The following is a 17,966-nucleotide window of genomic DNA, read 5'->3' as shown; positions in this document are numbered from 1 at the left end:
CGATATCTGGATGTGAACGTTGCGCTCGTATCCATCCTCCGCAATCGCAGGGAGGCCGCAGACTGCATCAGCTGCGGCCGATCCCGAGGTTGACAATACCGCTCAATACGACGACGGCCACGGAGCGCCTCCGATTGCGACCTCGTTCGTGGGGCCTTGGTCTCACGACACCATCATACTCAACCTCGTTGCCTCACCTGCACCAACGACTATGCAGCCGTGGAACGACGATACGGCGCATTCTCGCATTAGAGCCCACAAAAGACTCGGGCATCTTGCTGACGCGGCGTGACATCAATCGGGTCATAAAGCCGCGACTGATGAGGGGAGCCGCTCCATTATCGGCGCTCCTGTTTGGGACTCTTTCCGAACACAGCAGCATATGCTCGAGAAAAATGAGACGTGCTGGAAAACCCTGTCGCGACCGCTATTTCGGAGATCGACAGCGGACTCTGTTGCAATAATCGCTTCGCATGAGCGAGCCTGAAATTTCGATAGACTTCCGAGTATCCGGCATTGAGGTAGCCGGCGAAGAGGCGATCCAGATGGCGCTGGCTGACACCGGCATACATCGCCATCTGGCCCCGGTCCAAGGGCTGTTCGATCGCCGCTTCCATCTTTTCCAAGACGTTAAGAAGGACCGGATGGTTGACGCGAAACCGTTCGGCGGTAGACGCGCGCTGCGGCGCTGCCGGCTCAGCAACGGCGGTGTGCAGATACCAATCGCTCACGCGCCGTGCGAAGTCCGCTCCCATCCGCTCGGAAATCAGCGCGTGCATCATATCCAGCGGTGCCACGCCGCCGCCGCAAGTAATGCGATTTCCGTCCAATACGAAGCGTGCCTGCCTGGGGTTTAGATGGGGAAACGCTTCGATCAGCGCGGCAGAATGCTCCCAGTGGATCGTGAAATCGCGCCCGTTCAACAGCCCAGCGGCAGCTAGAATGAACGGTCCACCAGAAATCCCTCCAAGCCGGACCCCGTTTCGCGAGAGTTGGCGCAGGATCGCATAGAGATCGGGTGAGCCGAGAGCCGACGGATTTCCGCCGGCACAGATGAAGACGATATGTCGCGGCGTCGGATCGAGACGCTCGCAAGGAATGATTGCTCCCGATGAACTCGAAACTGGATTCCCATCGAGCGAAAGCGGCGTCACGTCGTACAAAGGCTGACCCGCGAGCAAATTCGCTGCCCGCAATGGCTCAGTCGCCGAGGCATAGGACATTAGCGCAAATCCCGGCAGCAGCAGGAAGCCAATCGATTGCGTCAATCTGCTCGTTTGTTCGGTCATGGCTGCTGGATGACTTTTTCCGTCTCTTTGGTGAAATTCTTAGCGCATAATTTCGGCTAAACAAGGCTGAACGACGTGGAACCCAACAAATGCGCTATTCAGCCCTCTCCATCTTTCTCAACGGTCTCCGCGGCAACGCGACTTGGAAGCCGGCCTGGCGGGACCCGCCGCCCAAGGCCCACTACGACGTTATTGTCGTCGGCGGTGGGGGGCATGGGCTCGCGACCGCCTATTACCTCACCAAGGAATTTGACGTCCGCAATGTAGCCGTTCTGGAGAAGAACTATATCGGCTCCGGGAATGTCGGCCGCAATACGACGATCATCCGCTCGAACTACCTGCTGCCGGGCAACAACCCTTTCTACGAGCTTTCCATGAAGCTCTGGGAGGGTCTGGAGCAGGACTTCAATTTCAACGCCATGGTCTCCCAACGCGGCGTCTTGAATCTCTTCCATTCGGATGCACAGCGTGATGCCTACACGCGACGCGGCAATGCGATGCGGCTTCACGGCGTCGATGCCGATCTGCTCGACCGGGCCCAGGTGCGAGAGAAGCTTCCCTTTCTGAATTTCGACGATGCGCGCTTCCCCATTCAGGGCGGGCTTCTGCAGAGGCGCGGCGGAACCGTGCGCCACGATGGCGTCGCTTGGGGATACGCGCGAGGCGCCGATATGCGCGGCGTCGACATCATTCAAGGATGCGAAGTTACCGGCATTCGCCGAGAGAACGGCAAGATCACAGGCGTTGAGACATCGAAGGGCTTTATCGGCTGCGGCAAACTCGCCGTCGCGGTGGCGGGTAATTCCTCGCAAGTTGCAGCAATGGTCGACATGAAGTTGCCGATCGAAAGCCATGTGCTGCAAGCCTTCGTCTCGGAGGGACTAAAACCCTTCATCGATTGCGTCGTCACCTTCGGGGCAGGACACTTCTATGTGTCGCAGTCCGACAAAGGTGGCCTCGTCTTTGGCGGCGATATCGATGGTTATAATTCCTATGCCCAACGCGGCAATCTCGCATGCGTCGAACATGTCATCGAGGCCGGAAAGGCGATGATCCCTTCGCTCTCGCGGGTTCGGGTTCTACGTGCCTGGGGCGGCATCATGGATATGTCTATGGATGGCACGCCGATCATCGACAAAACAGCCATCGACAACCTCTACCTCAATGCAGGGTGGTGTTACGGCGGCTTCAAAGCGACGCCGGCCTCCGGCTTCTGCTTTGCGCACCTGATCGCCAGGAATGAGCCGCATGCCGTGACACGCGAAATGCGTCTCGACCGCTTCGAGCGCGGCTATCTGGTCGACGAAAAGGGCCAGGGCGCCCAACCGAACCTTCATTGATTTCCGGGAAAGCAAGGACACCGAAATGGCAAGCCTCATCCCCTGCCCACATTGCGGGCAACGACCCAAGGAAGAATTCACGATCAAGGGCGCGGCTCTCGCCCGCCCTGCTGCCGACGCACCGCAGGAAACCTGGTTCGATTATGTCTATCTACGTGACAATCCGCGTGGCGCCTATCAGGAATATTGGCATCACACCTCCGGATGCCGCCGCTGGCTGGTGGTGAACCGCGATACCATTACCCATGAGATTGAAGGCGTGCGGGACGCCGCCATCCGTAAGGAGGCTGCGGAATGACCTCCTACCGTCTCGAAAAGGGCGGTCTCGTTGACCGCTCCAAGCAATTGTCCTTCACCCTCGACGGCAAACGTATGATCGGCCTCGAAGGTGATAGTCTCGCATCGGCCTTGCTGGCGAACGGCCGGATGCTGATGGGCCGCTCGTTCAAATACCATCGGCCGCGCGGCGTCCTATCGGCCGGCGCCTCCGAACCCAATGCGCTGATGACCATCGGTCAAGGCGGGCGCACCGAACCCAATACCCGCGCCACCATGCAGGAGCTCTATCAGGGATTGGTGGCGCGAAGCCAGAACCGCTGGCCTTCGCTCGACTTCGATATCGGCGCGTTGAACGGCCTTTTGTCGCCCTTCCTGTCGGCCGGTTTCTATTACAAGACGTTCATGTGGCCGGCAGGTCTTTGGGAAAAGCTCTATGAGCCTTTCATCCGAAAGGCGGCCGGGCTCGGCAAGGCGAGCTACGAGACTGACCCCGACCGCTATGAGAAATCCTGGGCGCATTGCGATCTGCTCATCATCGGCGGCGGCGCCTCCGGCCTGGCCGCGGCGCTGACGGCCGGTCGTGCCGGTGCGCGTGTTATTTTGGTTGACGAAAATTCGATGTTCGGCGGCGGTCTTCTGTTCGAGACCGCCTTGATCGGCGGCCGAGCCACGTCAAGTTTCGTCGCTCAAACACTGGCCGAGCTCGAAACTCTGCCCAATGTACAGCTTATGCCGCGCACGACGGCCTTCGGCTGGTATGACGGCAATGTCTTCGGCGCGGTCGAGCGGGTCCAGAAACATATCGCCGAGCCACGCGCTGAAGAGCCGGTTGAACGGCTGTGGCGTATCGTGGCAAAGCAGGCCATTCTTGCCACCGGCGCGGAGGAGCGGCCGCTGGTTTTTGGCGGCAATGACATTCCCGGCGTGATGATGGCGAGCGCCATGCGCGCCTATCTCAACCGCTACGGCGTGGCCCCTGGCAAATCGGTGGCGATCTTCACTACGAACGACAGTGGTTATGCGCTGGCCCGTGATCTCGAGACGGCCGGTGTGCGGCTTGCGGCGATTATCGACAGCCGACCTTCGGGCGCGGCGGTCGGCGTCTATTCAGGCTCCGCACGGATCGTGCGCGGCGGCTTCGTCTCCGATGCCGGCGGCGGGAAAGCGCTTTCCTCCATCACGATTTTCAAGGACGGCCGGACAGAAAAGCTTGCGGTCGATGCGCTCGCCGTCTCCGGTGGCTTCAGCCCGGTCGTCAATCTTGCCTTTCATCGTGGCGGCAAGTCGCGTTGGTCGGACGCGGATGGCGCCTTCGTGGCGGACGAGGACCGCAATGGCCTTTCATTGGCCGGCGCCAGCGCAACGGCCGGCGGAATCGCTGCATGCCTCGAGGCTGGTTCCGCCAAGGCAGCGGCTCTGCTTAGCTCCCTTGGCTTCAGGGCGGAAGCCGCGGCCTTCGGCACAATTGAAGGCGACATCGTCGCTCCAGCCGGCAATCCGCTTTGGAAGATCCCCGGTGTGAAGGGCAAAGCCTTCATCGATTATCAGAACGACGTCCATCGCAAGGATATCGGCCTCGCGGTACGTGAAGGCTACGGCCATGTCGAGCTTGCCAAGCGCTACACGACCAACGGCATGGCCACGGATCAGGGCAAGCTGTCCAACCTCAATGCCATCGGGCTTCTGGCAGAGGCGCGTGGCGTTTCTCCCGGTGATGTAGGTACGACGACGTTCCGTCCCTTCTATACGCCGGTCTCATTCGGTGCGCTTGCAGGCACGTCGCATGGAAAGCATTTTCAGCCGGTGCGCAAATCGCCGCTACACAAATGGGCGGCAAAGAATGGCGCGACCTTCGTCGAAACCGGTCTCTGGTATCGTTCCGCTTGGTTTCCCAGGCCCGGCGAGACCGGCTGGCGCGAAAGCGTCGACCGTGAAGTGAAGAATGTTCGTATCAATGCCGGGCTCTGCGATGTTTCGATGCTTGGTAAGATTGAGATTACTGGCAAGGATGCAGCGGAATTCCTCGATCGCGTCTATTGCAACGCGTTCAAGAAACTGCCTGTCGGTAAGGCCCGGTACGGCCTCATGCTGCGCGAGGACGGCTTCATCTATGACGACGGCACCACCAGCCGCCTTGAAGAAGACCGCTTCTTCATGACGACCACCACAGCCTATGCGGCTGGCGTCATGAACCATCTCGAATTCTGCTCGCAGGCTCTGTGGCCGGAACTCGATGTGCGGCTTGCTTCCGTCACCGACCAGTGGGCGCAGATGGCGGTTGCCGGACCGAAGGCTCGGCTCATCCTGCAGAAGATCGTCGACGAAGACATTTCCAGCGAAGCCTTCCCTTTTCTTGCCGCCAAGGAGGTTTCGCTGTTCGGCGGCAGGCTGCCGGGACGGTTGTTCCGGATTTCGTTCTCCGGTGAACTTGCCTACGAACTGGCCGTTCCAGCAGGTTTCGGGGAATCTGTGGCAGATGCCCTGATGGAAGCTGGCAAGGAACACGGCATCTGCGCCTATGGTGTTGAGACGCTGTCGGTGCTGCGTATCGAAAAGGGCCATGTCACGCATAACGAGATCAATGGCACGATCGTGCCTACCGATCTCGGTTTCGGCCGCATGGTGTCGGCCACGAAAGCTGATTTCATCGGCAAGCGCATGCTGCAGCGCGAGGGGCTCAACGACCCCAACCGCCATCAGCTTGTCGGCGTTGTGCCGCTCGATCCAGCCATCTCGTTCCGCAGCGGCTCGCATATTCTCGAAAAGGGCGCGGCGGCAACGCTGGAAAACGACCAGGGCTACATCAGCTCAAGCTGCTACTCGCCGCATGTCGGATCGACCATCGGCTTGGCGCTCGTCAAGCGCGGCGCATCGCGTCACGGCGAGGAAGTGCAGGTCTGGAACGGCATTCGCAACGAGTACACCACTGCTCGTCTTTGCAATCCTACATTTGTCGATCCGGCAAGCGAAAAGCTGAAAGTCTGAGGCCCACAATGTCCGCATTTGCGATCGAACACCGCGCTGCGCTTGGCGGCAAAGCCCCTATCAACTCCGCGGGAGTGACGCTTCATGCCCTGCCGGAAGGTCACGTCCTGCATGCTCTGTCCGCAAATGAAAAGCACGTTTCCGCTGAGGCCATCGGGGCCGCGGGCGGATACGATGCGCTCGCAGTCAGAGCCGTCTCTCCCGGCCAGTGGTTTGTTGTCGGCGACCAGCCACTATCGCCGGCAGCGCTTGCCGAACTGGCGCAGAAGCTGAAACACATTGCCGATCTCGTCGACCAGAGCCACGGGCGTGTGCGGATAGCGATCGCCGGCCCAAAGGCGACATCTGTGCTGGCCAAGGGCACAGCTGCGGATCTCGCCCTTGAAGTGTTCCCAGTCGGGCATGCCACCACGACATTGATCGGTCACATCTCCGCCCAGATTACGCGCATGTCCGAGGATCGGTTCGAGCTGATGGTGCTGCGTGGATTTGCCGAAAGCCTTTGGGACGAATTGGCTGATCTAAGCGCGGAATACCGCTGATCTCAACATTATCGAAAACGAGGCTGAACCGTTCGGTCGCCTCGCCAGAATGACAGGAGTAGCCATGAGGGACAGCCTAGTATTGACTGTTGCGTGCAAGTCGGCGCGAGGGATCGTCGCAGCCATCTCGACCTATCTAGCGGAAAGCGGCTGCAATATCGTCGACAGTTCGCAGTTCGACGACCTCGATACCGGCATGTTTTTCATGCGTGTCTCGTTCATTTCCGAAGAGGGAACCCAGAAAGCAGCGCTCGCCGAGGGTTTTAAGCCCTTCGCTCAGAAATTTGCCATGGAGTGGAATATCCATGACAGCGAGGAACGGATGAAAGTGCTCCTGATGGTCTCCCGTTTCGGCCATTGCCTCAACGACCTGCTCTACCGCTGGACGATCGGCGCCTTACCGATCGATATCGTCGGCGTGGTCTCCAACCATTTCGATTACCAGAAAGTCGTGGTCAATCACGACATTCCCTTCCACCACATCAAGGTGACGAAGGAAAACAAACCCAAAGCTGAAGCCCAACTGATGGAGTTGGTCGAGCAGACAGGCACCGAACTGATCGTGCTGGCTCGCTACATGCAGGTGCTTTCAGATCAGCTCTGCGCAAAAATGTCGGGTCGTATCATCAATATCCACCATTCTTTCCTGCCAAGCTTCAAAGGGGCCAATCCCTATAAGCAGGCCTATGAGCGTGGCGTGAAGTTGATTGGCGCAACAGCTCATTATGTCACGGCTGATCTCGATGAGGGCCCCATCATCGAGCAGGACACTGCCCGCATCACGCATGCACAAAGCGCTGATGATTACGTCTCCATCGGACGTGATGTGGAAAGTCAGGTGCTCGCACGCGCAATCCATGCGCATATCCATCACCGCACGTTCATCAACGGCAACCGCACCGTGGTCTTCCCGGCGAGCCCTGGTAGCTTTGCCTCCGAGAGGATGGGCTGAGCTATGGCGGAGATTATCGACGGAAGACGGGTTGCCGCCTGCGTAATCGAGGAAGTCAAGATTGCCGGCGCAGCGCTTGAATCCCAACATGACACCAAGACTGGCCTTGCCGTTATTATCGTCGGTGACGATCCGGCAAGTCACACATATGTCGGCGCGAAAAGCCGCATGGCCAAAGAGTGCGGCTTCAATTCCGTCCAGTACACTTTGCCAATCGAAACAACCCAAGATGAGCTTGCCGCTCTTGTGATGCGTCTGAATGGGGATCGGGCTATCCATGGCATATTGGTCCAACTACCCTTGCCAAAGCATTTGGATAGCGAGCCGATCATCCAGTCCATCCTGCCCGCGAAGGACGTCGATGGACTTAACGTTGTCAACGCCGGAAAGCTTGCGACGGGCGACCTGGAAACTGGCCTTGTCTCCTGCACGCCTGCTGGCGCGATGCTTCTCGTCAGCCGCATTCATGGCAAGGATCTTTCCGGACTAAACGCTGTGGTCATTGGCCGCTCGAACCTGTTCGGAAAGCCGATGGCGCAGCTTTTGCTGCACGCTAACGCGACGGTCACGGTTGCGCATTCGCGCACGGCTAATCTTCCAGAAGTATGCCGCCATGCCGACATTTTGGTAGCAGCAGTCGGCCGACCCGAGATGGTGAAGGCAGACTGGGTCAAACGAGGCGCGACTGTCATCGACGTTGGCATCAATCGGATTCCGGCGCCAGAGAAGGGCCAGGACAAGACACGTCTTGTCGGCGACGTCGCCCTTCATGAAGTTGCCGAAGTCGCCAAGGCCATTACTCCGGTCCCCGGCGGCGTCGGCCCGATGACAATTGCGATGCTGATGGCCAACACCGTGAAAGCGGCATACCGCGCAGCCGGTGCAAAGTGGGTCGCGGTTGAGGTGTAGGTTCGAGCCGCGCATTTACCTTCCGAGGCGTGGAAGCAAAGAAATAAGCCGAAGTCCCTTCTTGCTGAAGATAATTGGGGCATGACCCTTCTCGAGGTAGTATGAAAGTCGTCGTTCTGGGTGCCGGCATCGTCGGGACAACATCCGCCTATCAGCTTGCCAAGGCGGGCCATGAAGTCACGGTCATCGACCGGCAGCAGGGACCGGCGCTGGAGACGAGTTTTGCCAATGCCGGCGAAGTCTCCTTCGGCTATTGCTCGCCTTGGGCCGCGCCCGGCATTCCCATGAAGGCGATCAAGTGGCTGTTCATGCACCATGCGCCCCTCATCCTGCGCCCGAAGGTCGATGGCGCCATGCTCTCATGGCTCGTCAAGATGCTGTCGAACTGCACGTCGGAACGCTATGCGATCAACAAGAGCCGGATGCTGCGCCTTGCCGATTATAGCCGCATTTCGCTCGCCCAGCTTCGCGAAGAGACGGGTATTGCCTATGACGAACGCATGCAGGGCACGCTGCAGCTTTTCCGCACGCAAGCGCAGCTCGACGCATCCGCCAAGGACGTCAAGGCTCTTGCGGCCGACGGCATTCCGTATGAGGTGCTCGATCCCGATGGCTGTATTCGCGTCGAACCGGCCCTCCGGCATGTCCGCGGCAAGATCGTTGGCGGTCTGCTGACACCGAAGGACGAGACAGGCGACTGCTTCAAATTCACCAATGCGCTTGCCGCAAAGGCGATTGAGCTGGGCGTCCGGTTCCAATACGGCACGACGATCAAGGGGCTCGATGTCCAGGGCGGCCAGGCACGCGCCGTCATGACCGATCGTGGGCGCGCGGATGCGGATGCGGTCGTCGTCGCGCTCGGCAGCTATTCGCCACTGCTGCTGAAGCCGCTCGGCATCAGCCTCTCCGTCTATCCGGTCAAGGGCTATTCGCTGACGATCCCGATCACAGATGCGTCGCGAGCGCCGGAATCGACCGTGATGGACGAGACCTACAAGATCGCGATCACTCGGCTTGGCGATCGCATCCGCGTCGGCGGCATGGCGGAAATCTCCGGCTACACCAATGACCTCGGCCTTCCCCGGCGGCAGACGCTCGAGCATTCCGTTACCGATCTCTTCCCCGGCGGCGATGTTGCCAAGGCTTCCTTCTGGTCGGGACTGAGGCCGATGACGCCGGACGGCACGCCGGTCATCGGACCGACGAAGATCAAGGGATTGTTCCTCAATACCGGCCACGGCACGCTCGGATGGACCATGAGCTCCGGCTCGGCACGCGTCATCAGCGATCTCGTCAGCGGCCGCAAGCCTGAGATCGATGCAGAAGATCTTGCGATTTTCCGCTATAGATGATGCTCAATTTCGAAGCCTGCAATTGCATGTAGTGATTGTAAGTGCTCAGTGAACCTTTGTTACCTCGCGATAACACGGGAGCCGACGCAGGACTTGCTCGAAGGTTGAACTGTCAGCTTTCGTCCACCCCAATCGCTCAAAATCTTTTCTTGAGCGATTGGGGTAGTCCGTTGCCTGCAGAAGTACGAGCTAGGATCTAATCTGCGTATGCGTGACTATGATTCAATTATCGGTAAATCGATGTAGCAACCGGCGGGGCCGCGATGGAAATCGAGGTGCGGGGGCACGCCATCGGCCGGCACATTGGCGAACCTGGTCTTGTTACTCCCGGCCAGACATACCCTCAGACGGTAACCCGCTGGGAGCCGGGCAGAGATCGGTTGCATGGCAAACTCCAGGATAGCGGGCTCGCCCGGTGTGAGCGGTTCCGCATCGCGTCTCAGGCAACTGTGCTGCGGTCCCAGCGCGCTAAAGGGGGATTCGGTCCAAACCTTACGGTGCAGAGCGCGCAATTGGCCTTCTGTGAGATAGCATGACACGCCATCCGGCGTTACTGCTTCTAGATAGGCGAAGAAGTTTCCGTCCTCACGGGTGGAAGTGATGTTCAGGTGGACCACGGGATGTCCGGTGATCTCAACGTCGCTCTTAAGCGGCTCACTGGTGTAGGCGAGGCGAGCAGCATCGAACTCTCGACGATCTCCATAGTCCACTATTGTCCTGCTGCTGCTGCTCCATCGATCGGAGGTGACGTCAGCCAGATCAGGGTCGACCTGGAACGAATCGGAGCCCGTCGAGTCAGGCGATGAACTCAGGCTGAAGCCGCTTGCCATGTACCAGCGGCGGCGGGCGGCCTTAGGCGGCCATGATCGGGTCGATTTCCACACACCCTCTCCGAGAGTGTAGTAATGGAGAATTTTCCCCTCTTGGCCGGCAGCCTTACCATTAAGACACAAGTCCGCGAAGCGAATGACCTGTGCCATCTGAGCTGGCGTTGCCGGAGGAACATCCTTATTGTCGGGACGCAGGGGATCATAGGGCTTGTCGAAGCCATGGGGCCACGGGCCGATGATCACATTCATGGGATTTTTCATTTCTACGAAGCGCCGGGCGGCTCCTTCCGGCGTGCAGGCGTCGAACCAGCCGCACCAGTATTGCGCTGGGGTGCCTGAGCGGGAGACCAGGTCGGCGTAGTCCTGAATGTATCCTGCGTCTATGGAGTTTCCGCCCCAGGTTGTAGGCCGATCGTCTAGGTAGGTTATTTGCTTCAAACCGTCCCAGAGGGGGGGAGCTGTATGCGCGCTCACGGCAGCGGCGAGGTCCGCCTCGCCGTTCGGTCCACAGGGACGAACACCCGAGCCGCCGATATTGTGGTCCTGATCGTAAATTCCTTGGCTCCAGGCCGGCCAAGTGACGGTGTTGGGAACTCCGTTCGGGAAGATGGTTTGGTAGCCGCTATAGTCGTCAGACTCAGGCATAATGCCCTTCAGCGCCGGATTGTTGTGGATCGCCATAAACTCCGCCATGTTTCCGGGGGAAGAATGGCCGTAGCCGACAACGCTGCCAGTGGACCAGGGCTGCCCGGCTATCCAATCCAACACTTCATCGAAGTCCTTGACCTGGGCGGCAGAACGCTCATGGAGCGACACCCCGAATGAAGCGCCTGTACCACGGCAGTCTCCGACCACCACGGCATAGCCATGCGGCACAAACCGATCAGCAAATCCGTTTGACTGATCTCCTTTTCGGCCGCGCCAGTAACGCGTCATCACCAGAATGGTGCCGCGCTTGGTGTCGGGAGCGTCCCCGGCTGGACGAACGATATCCAAGGCGATTTTCACGCCGTCGCCCATTTTCACATACACCGATTCCAGCGGACCAACCTGGAATGTTCCGGCAGCTTCGCCGCGGACATCAAATTGGAAGATTGAATCTGACAACTCGTCCGAGGCGCCCCGTTTCACACTTCGAGTCAATGTCGCCTCTTGGGCACGCGGGACGCTCGGCGCGCAGACCGCGAATGCCGCCCCCCCGGCTGCCGCAGTGAAGCCTTTCAACGCTTGTCGTCGGCTCAATCGGCTAAATGTGGTATCATCTTTCATCAGCTTCGTTTCCTCCCTCTTAAAGGCAGCACCGTCAGGTGATCTGCCATTGCTTCAGTGTGCTCCGCAGCTAGTGCTGAGGCGACAGATCGCCGGGTATCATTTCTCAGGTCCGCCCCGCACGTATGCTTGGTTTCCGCGAGCGCCATGGGCATGCTTCTTCAAGGTCGCGCGAGATACGCACCAATGTTGCCTCGTCGCCAAATCGAGAGACTATTTGCAGGCCAATCGGTAAACCGTCGGTGCTGTGAGCCAATGGTAGCGAAACTGATGGATGCCCGGTGATATTGAAAACCGTCGTGTACCCATAGATCGCTGAGGAAGAACCAGCATCCAAGAACTCACTTGCGGAAACCGCAGGATGCGTCGTGCAGTGAATGGTTCCGTGCGGTGGCGCCACGATCGGCATCGTAGGCGTCAGTAGAATATCGAACTCGTTGATTGCCTCGGCCACGCCGAGCCGAAATTTCCGAACATCGTCTAGGAAATCGCCCATAGAAGGGGTCGGCAAATCCCTGCCATACTCGTAGAGCTTGAGGTTGACTGGTTCTAGAGTAATTGGGTCAAGGGTCCGACGCATACGACGGGCTGCCTCTTCAAGTGATCGAGCACCAAAGGCGCAGTTCGCTACAGATATCCTCGTCCTTACAACGGGATCATACGGTCGGCTGATTTCTTTGATAGAGTGCCCCAATTGTTCCAGAACTAAAGCAATTGTGTCGACCGCTTCAACAATTTCTGGCTCAAGATCTATGCCGCCCCATTTAGTTCGGGCGACTCCTACTCGGAGTGAACCTGTCGGTCGAGATAGTTCATCAACATACGAGCCCGTTGGCTTGAACGGATCGCTCAAAAGAGGCCCGGAGAAGACGTCCAATGCGGCGGCCATGTCACGCACCGTCCGGCAAAGAACAAACGTTCGGTTGAGGGGAAGCGGGTCGTCTTCGACGTTTGGGCCATCCGGTACGCGCCCTTGAGAAGGGTTAAACCCTACTAGACCGCACCAAGAGGCTGGGATGCGAATTGAACCACCGCTATCGCTTGCATGCGCAATGGGTGTAATACCTGCGGCAACAGCAGCCGCAGCTCCCGAAGAAGATCCGCCTGCTGATCTCGTTAGATTCCACGGATTGCCAGTAATGCCATTGAGAACAGATTGGCTCATTCCTGACGAGGCCAACTCCGATACTGTTGTCCTTCCGACTGTGCGGAGTCCTGCTTCCCTCGCGCGTCGAAAATACCAGCTGTCGGCACCTGGTCGGTAACCTTTGAAGAGACGGCTGCCTTGTTCTTGCAGCCGGCCGGCCTCGGCCGCGCCGAAATCCTTGCGGAGGAATGGTACACCGTGAAATACGCCGGTATCCGCTCCGGCCACGGTCTCCGCATCTTCATAAAACTCGATGACGGCATTGATGTTGGCGTTAACTTCCTCGAATGCCTTGCGAGCCAGACCAGCGAGCTGCGAAGGAGTTGCATCCCCAGAACTTACAAGAGACGCTAGCGAAGTGGCGTCATGGTCAACGTATTCACTTAGTTCCATCTGAACGCCACCTTGGAGAGGGCCGCATTTCTGTTTCTTGATTCCACAAACCGTCGGTTGCTGAATACCTGGCGAGGATATTCAGCATTCGAAGTGAGCCTGTCATCTGTGAAGAACACAGGCTCCTGCCGGCATCAAAATGGAATTTTGATCAGCCGCGATAATCGCGACTGATCGAGAGACTAACGAAGGACAGACTTCTCACCGAACCGCGCAGCTGGCAACTTGATAACCAACCTCGCGGGGACAGTCCCTGATCCTCGCGGGACAACCTTTAACCTGCCGCCCAGTTAATCCAGCGCTCCACAAGGACGTCGGTATTCGATTTCCCTGAGGAAGTTTGAGCGCCCCAGAAGCCCATGTCGCGGAAGAACTGTTTGTCGATATTCTCGGGCGCGGTTGGCAGCTTGGTAGCGACCTTGGGTTCGATGTACTTGAAAGCGGCCCTATTGAATGGGCCATAAAAGATCAGATTGTTGAGACGGGCCTGTGCTTGCGCGGATGCCTGATAGGCTACAAATCGCATCGCCGCCGATCGGTTTTTCGTGCCTTTCGGTACGATCCAGTGAAGTGCGCTAAGCTCTCCTTCGTCCCATTGATAATCAACTGCCGCACCCTGGGACTTCAGAAGTTCCATATTGCCGTTGAACGCGGAGGCCATCGCGACGTGACGATCGGACAACAGCTGGTTTACGTCCGCTCCATCGGTCCAAAATTTCGTGATGTCCTGCTTGAGCTTATCGAGCGACGCAAACGCCTTATCGAAGTCGATGGGGTATAGCTTGTCCTTCGGAACTCCAGCCGCTAGCAACGCAAATTCGATCGAGGTTGGATCGCCATTCGCAGCGGATCTGAGCGAGCGCGGCCCCGGAAACTTCGCGGTGTCCCAAAACTCCGCCCAAGAGTGCGGCCGTGGCTTGTCGGCCGGATATTCGACGTTTGAAAACGACATTACCGTGCTGAAGACGTACGAACCAACGGCGTATTTCGTCTTCGCTTCTGGAAGAAGGTTATCCAGCGTCTCTTTGTCGAATGCTCCATAGTCGATCTCCTCGAGATATTTGGATGCATCCGGTCGAAAAGCCGGCCTTGATAGTTCCACAACATCCCATTGCACGTTGCCGGTTTCGACCTGAGCCTTAAGCTTTGCCTCGGCGGCGGGAGACACATAGGTCACCTGGATGCCTGTTTCACTTTGGAAGGGATCAATAACTGCTTTTCTGATCGATTCCTCATAGACACCGCCGCCGGAGACCACGACGAGCGGCGACTCCTTGGCTCGCAGAATGCTTGGCGTCCCAAGAGCTAGGACCGCCCCTCCGGCTGCAGCACCCATTCCTTTGAGCGCGTCGCGCCGAGTTAACCCATTAAGGTTGTTGAGATATTTCATAAGATCGTTCCCCTTTTTGTCATCACGAACGTCACTGTCTCTTCAGCCGCGGCACATCACGCAATGCGGCTCCGCTACGTTTTTGTGGATTCTAGGCATCGCCTGAATCAGCACCGAGTGGGCCGCACGTAAGGCTCCAATCTGCCAACGGAAGCCGCAATTAGGCTTCTCAAACAGCCTGAACCCTGCTTTCACAGATCGTTGTGTTGCAAATAATGCAACGGCATTATCATTATCGCAATGGCAATGCCGGATGTCAACTGGATCAGTAGCGATTGATCATCGCTCGGCTAGGAGCTACCGGGTCGAGCGGCGCCAATGCAAATTTGTCGTAGCGACAGCTGAAAGGCGTTTTGGATCGCTTTATCAAGCCGACAATCACCGCCTATGAATTGTGCTGGCGGGATGGAGCTGGGCCAGTGGCTTCTTGCTTTACCAAATCTCGATAAACGCCCGGAAACACTATGTCCTGGTCGACGAGAACGTTGAACTTGTAGCCGGGAAGGATCGCCAGCGTTGGCTGGACCTTCAGGTTTCGACCGATCGTTTGGTCCCTACCCGGCCGAAGGTCTCCGCGAAATTTCGCCACGCGGCGGCAGAAAAGCCGTATGGCCAGCGTCGAGCTTTCGGGCATAGACGCGTCGATACCTCTTCCGATCAGCGCAATGCGCACAGCGGAGCCAAACGTTCTCAGATAGTGGTTGTTCACTTTGTCCTTGAAGCAACCGTAGCCCTCAGCATCCATACCCACCATGCCGACGATCTGCAGCGTCGAGTCGTTGTGGAAGATGATATCGGTCTAGACGACGAGCACGCGGCTCTGGCCGAACGACACCTTGCTGTCGTAGCGTCCGAAGAGTTTCGTGCCATGCAGGTTCAGCAGGCGAAATCCGGTCGCGCTGTGACCGCATGGACCAACCTCTTCGACTTGCCGCTCGTCATGCCTGAGGAGAACCGGTATGGTCGATGCCGCCCTAATCAATCAATGCGCCGATCCCGGTTTGAAGCCAGCAATCATCGGTGAGTTCATCGCGAGGGCCTGATTTGAACCTGCGGCCCTCAGGTTATGAGCCCGAAAGCTAATCCCCCCTCACGAGCTGGCTGGTGAGCGCTATAACTGCACCACGTCATTAGCCAAACAAACCCGCCCATGTGTATCCGGGGCTAGCCCTTCCACCTACCACGAAACGTAGTGCCTTCCTTAATGATCGTGACTAGGGCTTTCGTTATCGGGTCACACCGTTATCAAGGGCCATTCAACATGAGCGATCAGAAATATTTCACACCAGAGGAAGTTACCGAGCGTTATCGTGGGACGATTTCACTTGGTACACTTCGAAATTGGCGATCCATGAGAATTGGCCCCGCTTTTGTAAAGGTTGGCAAGTCTGTTCTCTATCCTGCCAAGGAGCTTGATGTCTGGGATAAAAAGAATACCGTCGCTTGCCGTGCGGCAAAGCGACTCATCGAAACAGACGATGATCAAGCGTGATGATCCCGATTGGGCGCTGTCAACATACCCCAATACCCGGCACCAGCCCTCGCCTCCTCGGGCATTGCCTTAAAGAAATCAACTTCTTAGAAGCAAACGAAGCGTGGTCCACAATCACCCTTCGGGCGACCCGACGCCGTCCCGCGCCGACATCGAGATGACCAAGCAGATCATCGATACGGCGAAGCCCCTCGGCATCGCCGTCCACGACCACATCATCATCGGCCGCAAGGGCAACGCCTCGATGAAAGGACTGCTGCTGATCTGATCGGCTGCCGGAGATTGCCACGGGCTTGGCCGGCTACCGCAGATCGGACCATGCGCCTGCCAATGACTGGCGCGGCCTGCGGGACAGCGCACAAAAAGGCTGGATTTGAAAATCGTTCAAGTGCGCAACGAATGATCCCTACGACGATCCCGGCGTGGATCAATCTTCCATCCAGGGAAGAGCGTGGCAGCTTCTTTAGAAGATAATTCCGTTGAGGCTCCGCATATCCGCTGCTAGCGTTGAAACGTTTCAATTGGATCACGCCTTTGCAACGCAAACGCCCGACCATTGCGGATGTCGCACGAGCCGCCGGTGTTTCCATCGGCACGGTCTCGAACTTCATCAATGGCACGGCCGGCCTCAAGGAAGGCACGCGAGAGCGCATCGAGAAGGCGATCGCCGCCTTGATGTACCGGCCGAGCTCCTTTGCGCGCTCCCTGCCCGGCCGGGCCCCACAGCGGCCGAAAAATCTCGACCATCTCCCAAGGCTCCTGGTCGCCGGGCGAGTGAGCGTCGACTTCCTCTGCCGCGTCGAGGTGCTGCCGCATCGCGATGACCGGATCACGGCCAGCCATATCGACAAGGCGCTCGGCGGCCCCGCCGCCAATCTCGCGGTTGCCGCGGCCGGCGTCGGAGCGCCTTATGCGCTTGACGTGGAGCTGGCGACGGCGGTCGGCGAGGACGCTGAGAGCGACTGGGCGCTGGGAGAGCTTTCCAAGCTGGGCGTGCACGCCTTGCCCATCCGCAGCACCCCCAACAACCGGCTCTCGCAAGCGATCGTCATCATCGAGCGCAACGGCAGCCGCACCATCATCAGCGAGCCTTTCGAGCTGGGCGAAGTCGACCTCACCGCCAACCTCGACATCCAACCCGAAAAGCGACCTGCCTGCCTACACATCGAAGGCTTCCATTACGAGACGATGACGGCATCCATAGCTCGCTTCCACCAGGCTGGCTGGAAGGTAAGCCTGCATTCTGCCGGCCTGCCCAGGAGCGCGCGCACGCCTGAAATCTTCGCGCAGATGGTCGGGCAGATCGATCTGACCTTCATCAACGACGTGATGATCAGGGAGATCTACGGATTTCGCACGCGCATGGCGACCATGATCGAAGAGGTTCGCCTCATGCTGTCGCGCATCAAGCCGCGCGGCACGGTCGTGCTCACCCTCGGCGAGTTCGGCGCGGTGGTCTTTCCGGCGGCCGGCGGACCGCAGATCGAGGTGCCGGCACTGCCCGTCAACCGGGTGGACGCGACCGGCGCCGGTGACAGCTTCGCCGGCATCTTCCTCAGCCTCTGGCTGCATGGCGCGTCGCTGGAAACCGCTGCCCGCTACGCCGCGGTCGGCGCCAGCCTGACGACGACGGTCGAGGGCGCGCAAGGCTACATCGCCGACTTCGCGACACTGAAGGCCACCGCCGCGGCGAGCGACGTGATGGCCAGCTAGATCAATGGCTTACCGGCCTAGTTGGCCGGCAGGCAACCAACAGGCAATATCGGGAGAACATGGGTCATGGCGAAAACGAAAGTC

13 protein-coding genes and 3 pseudogenes are annotated in these 17,966 nt (G+C 58.5%); 11 read left to right on the top strand and 5 right to left on the bottom strand.

Annotated features, from left to right (window positions below; all coding sequences use genetic code 11):
- Positions 1-338: 338 nt before the first annotated feature.
- Complete coding sequence (locus EOA23_RS19395) at positions 339-1,289, bottom strand: GlxA family transcriptional regulator (protein ID WP_127305331.1); 951 nt, start codon at positions 1,287-1,289, stop codon at positions 339-341.
- An 89-nt stretch (positions 1,290-1,378) separates the two neighbouring features.
- Here EOA23_RS19395 and EOA23_RS19390 point away from each other — a divergent pair, with 89 nt between their 5' ends.
- From EOA23_RS19390 to EOA23_RS19360, 7 genes are all read left to right on the top strand, one after another.
- A complete protein-coding gene (locus tag EOA23_RS19390) occupies positions 1,379-2,629 on the top strand; it encodes a sarcosine oxidase subunit beta family protein (RefSeq protein WP_127305330.1) in 1,251 nt (416 codons plus the stop codon).
- A gap of 25 nt (positions 2,630-2,654) precedes the next feature.
- On the top strand, positions 2,655-2,927 hold the full coding sequence (locus EOA23_RS19385) for a sarcosine oxidase subunit delta family protein (RefSeq protein WP_127305329.1): 273 nt from the start codon (positions 2,655-2,657) through the stop codon (positions 2,925-2,927).
- Positions 2,924-5,893, top strand: coding sequence for a sarcosine oxidase subunit alpha family protein (locus EOA23_RS19380; protein WP_127305328.1), 2,970 nt, complete (start codon positions 2,924-2,926; stop codon positions 5,891-5,893). Before EOA23_RS19385 ends, EOA23_RS19380 begins: the two co-directional genes overlap by 4 nt.
- Positions 5,894-5,901: 8 nt before the next feature.
- Positions 5,902-6,435, top strand: coding sequence for a sarcosine oxidase subunit gamma family protein (locus EOA23_RS19375; RefSeq protein WP_127305327.1), 534 nt, complete (start codon positions 5,902-5,904; stop codon positions 6,433-6,435).
- 64 nt (positions 6,436-6,499) lie between these two features.
- The gene (gene purU, locus EOA23_RS19370) at positions 6,500-7,387 is read left to right on the top strand and encodes a formyltetrahydrofolate deformylase (protein ID WP_127305326.1); all 888 of its coding nucleotides are present in this window, start codon (positions 6,500-6,502) and stop codon (positions 7,385-7,387) included.
- 3 nt (positions 7,388-7,390) lie between these two features.
- Entirely contained in the window at positions 7,391-8,296 is a 906-nt protein-coding gene (gene folD, locus EOA23_RS19365; protein WP_127305325.1) for a bifunctional methylenetetrahydrofolate dehydrogenase/methenyltetrahydrofolate cyclohydrolase FolD, read from the top strand.
- Positions 8,297-8,397: 101 nt separating this feature from the next.
- Positions 8,398-9,648 carry a D-amino acid dehydrogenase gene (locus tag EOA23_RS19360; RefSeq protein ID WP_127305324.1) on the top strand — a complete coding sequence of 417 codons (1,251 nt, stop codon included), beginning with the start codon at positions 8,398-8,400 and terminating at the stop codon, positions 9,646-9,648.
- Positions 9,649-9,863: 215 nt separating this feature from the next.
- Here EOA23_RS19360 and EOA23_RS19355 read toward each other — a convergent pair whose 3' ends face one another.
- The 4 genes and pseudogenes from EOA23_RS19355 to EOA23_RS19340 all read right to left on the bottom strand — a co-directional run.
- Positions 9,864-11,747 (bottom strand): CocE/NonD family hydrolase, encoded by a 1,884-nt coding sequence (locus EOA23_RS19355; RefSeq protein WP_127305323.1) that lies wholly within the window; start codon positions 11,745-11,747, stop codon positions 9,864-9,866.
- A gap of 106 nt (positions 11,748-11,853) precedes the next feature.
- Positions 11,854-13,287, bottom strand: coding sequence for an amidase (locus tag EOA23_RS19350; RefSeq protein ID WP_127305322.1), 1,434 nt, complete (start codon positions 13,285-13,287; stop codon positions 11,854-11,856).
- 274 nt (positions 13,288-13,561) lie between these two features.
- On the bottom strand, positions 13,562-14,677 hold the full coding sequence (locus tag EOA23_RS19345) for an ABC transporter substrate-binding protein (protein ID WP_127305332.1): 1,116 nt from the start codon (positions 14,675-14,677) through the stop codon (positions 13,562-13,564).
- A gap of 385 nt (positions 14,678-15,062) precedes the next feature.
- A pseudogene (locus EOA23_RS19340) lies at positions 15,063-15,581 on the bottom strand (TrbI/VirB10 family protein); the annotation flags it as partial.
- 55 nt (positions 15,582-15,636) lie between these two features.
- Between EOA23_RS19340 and EOA23_RS37065 the strand changes: the two are divergent.
- From EOA23_RS37065 to EOA23_RS19320, 4 genes and pseudogenes are all read left to right on the top strand, one after another.
- Positions 15,637-15,717, top strand: a pseudogene (locus EOA23_RS37065) (conjugal transfer protein TraH); the annotation flags it as partial.
- Between the two features lie 221 nt (positions 15,718-15,938).
- Positions 15,939-16,169, top strand: a complete 231-nt coding sequence (locus tag EOA23_RS19330) for a helix-turn-helix domain-containing protein (RefSeq protein ID WP_127305320.1) — start codon at positions 15,939-15,941, stop codon at positions 16,167-16,169.
- 103 nt (positions 16,170-16,272) lie between these two features.
- Positions 16,273-16,437 (top strand): annotated as a pseudogene (locus EOA23_RS19325) (JAB domain-containing protein); the annotation flags it as partial.
- A gap of 266 nt (positions 16,438-16,703) precedes the next feature.
- Positions 16,704-17,882 carry a PfkB family carbohydrate kinase gene (locus EOA23_RS19320; protein ID WP_127305318.1) on the top strand — a complete coding sequence of 393 codons (1,179 nt, stop codon included), beginning with the start codon at positions 16,704-16,706 and terminating at the stop codon, positions 17,880-17,882.
- Positions 17,883-17,966 lie beyond the last annotated feature (84 nt).

Origin of the sequence: Mesorhizobium sp. M2A.F.Ca.ET.042.01.1.1, assembly GCF_003997405.1 — a bacterium.
Lineage (GTDB): Bacteria > Pseudomonadota > Alphaproteobacteria > Rhizobiales > Rhizobiaceae > Mesorhizobium.
Note: the sequence above shows the minus strand (reverse complement) of the source record. Positions and strands in the feature narration are given on the sequence as shown.

Coding starts and splice junctions, on each gene's coding strand:
- EOA23_RS19395 (WP_127305331.1), bottom strand. CDS start 1,289: ATGACCGAACAAACGAGCAGATTGACGCAATCGATTGGCTTCCTGCTG.
- EOA23_RS19390 (WP_127305330.1), top strand. CDS start 1,379: ATGCGCTATTCAGCCCTCTCCATCTTTCTCAACGGTCTCCGCGGCAAC.
- EOA23_RS19385 (WP_127305329.1), top strand. CDS start 2,655: ATGGCAAGCCTCATCCCCTGCCCACATTGCGGGCAACGACCCAAGGAA.
- EOA23_RS19380 (WP_127305328.1), top strand. CDS start 2,924: ATGACCTCCTACCGTCTCGAAAAGGGCGGTCTCGTTGACCGCTCCAAG.
- EOA23_RS19375 (WP_127305327.1), top strand. CDS start 5,902: ATGTCCGCATTTGCGATCGAACACCGCGCTGCGCTTGGCGGCAAAGCC.
- purU (WP_127305326.1), top strand. CDS start 6,500: ATGAGGGACAGCCTAGTATTGACTGTTGCGTGCAAGTCGGCGCGAGGG.
- folD (WP_127305325.1), top strand. CDS start 7,391: ATGGCGGAGATTATCGACGGAAGACGGGTTGCCGCCTGCGTAATCGAG.
- EOA23_RS19360 (WP_127305324.1), top strand. CDS start 8,398: ATGAAAGTCGTCGTTCTGGGTGCCGGCATCGTCGGGACAACATCCGCC.
- EOA23_RS19355 (WP_127305323.1), bottom strand. CDS start 11,747: ATGAAAGATGATACCACATTTAGCCGATTGAGCCGACGACAAGCGTTG.
- EOA23_RS19350 (WP_127305322.1), bottom strand. CDS start 13,287: ATGGAACTAAGTGAATACGTTGACCATGACGCCACTTCGCTAGCGTCT.
- EOA23_RS19345 (WP_127305332.1), bottom strand. CDS start 14,677: ATGAAATATCTCAACAACCTTAATGGGTTAACTCGGCGCGACGCGCTC.
- EOA23_RS19330 (WP_127305320.1), top strand. CDS start 15,939: ATGAGCGATCAGAAATATTTCACACCAGAGGAAGTTACCGAGCGTTAT.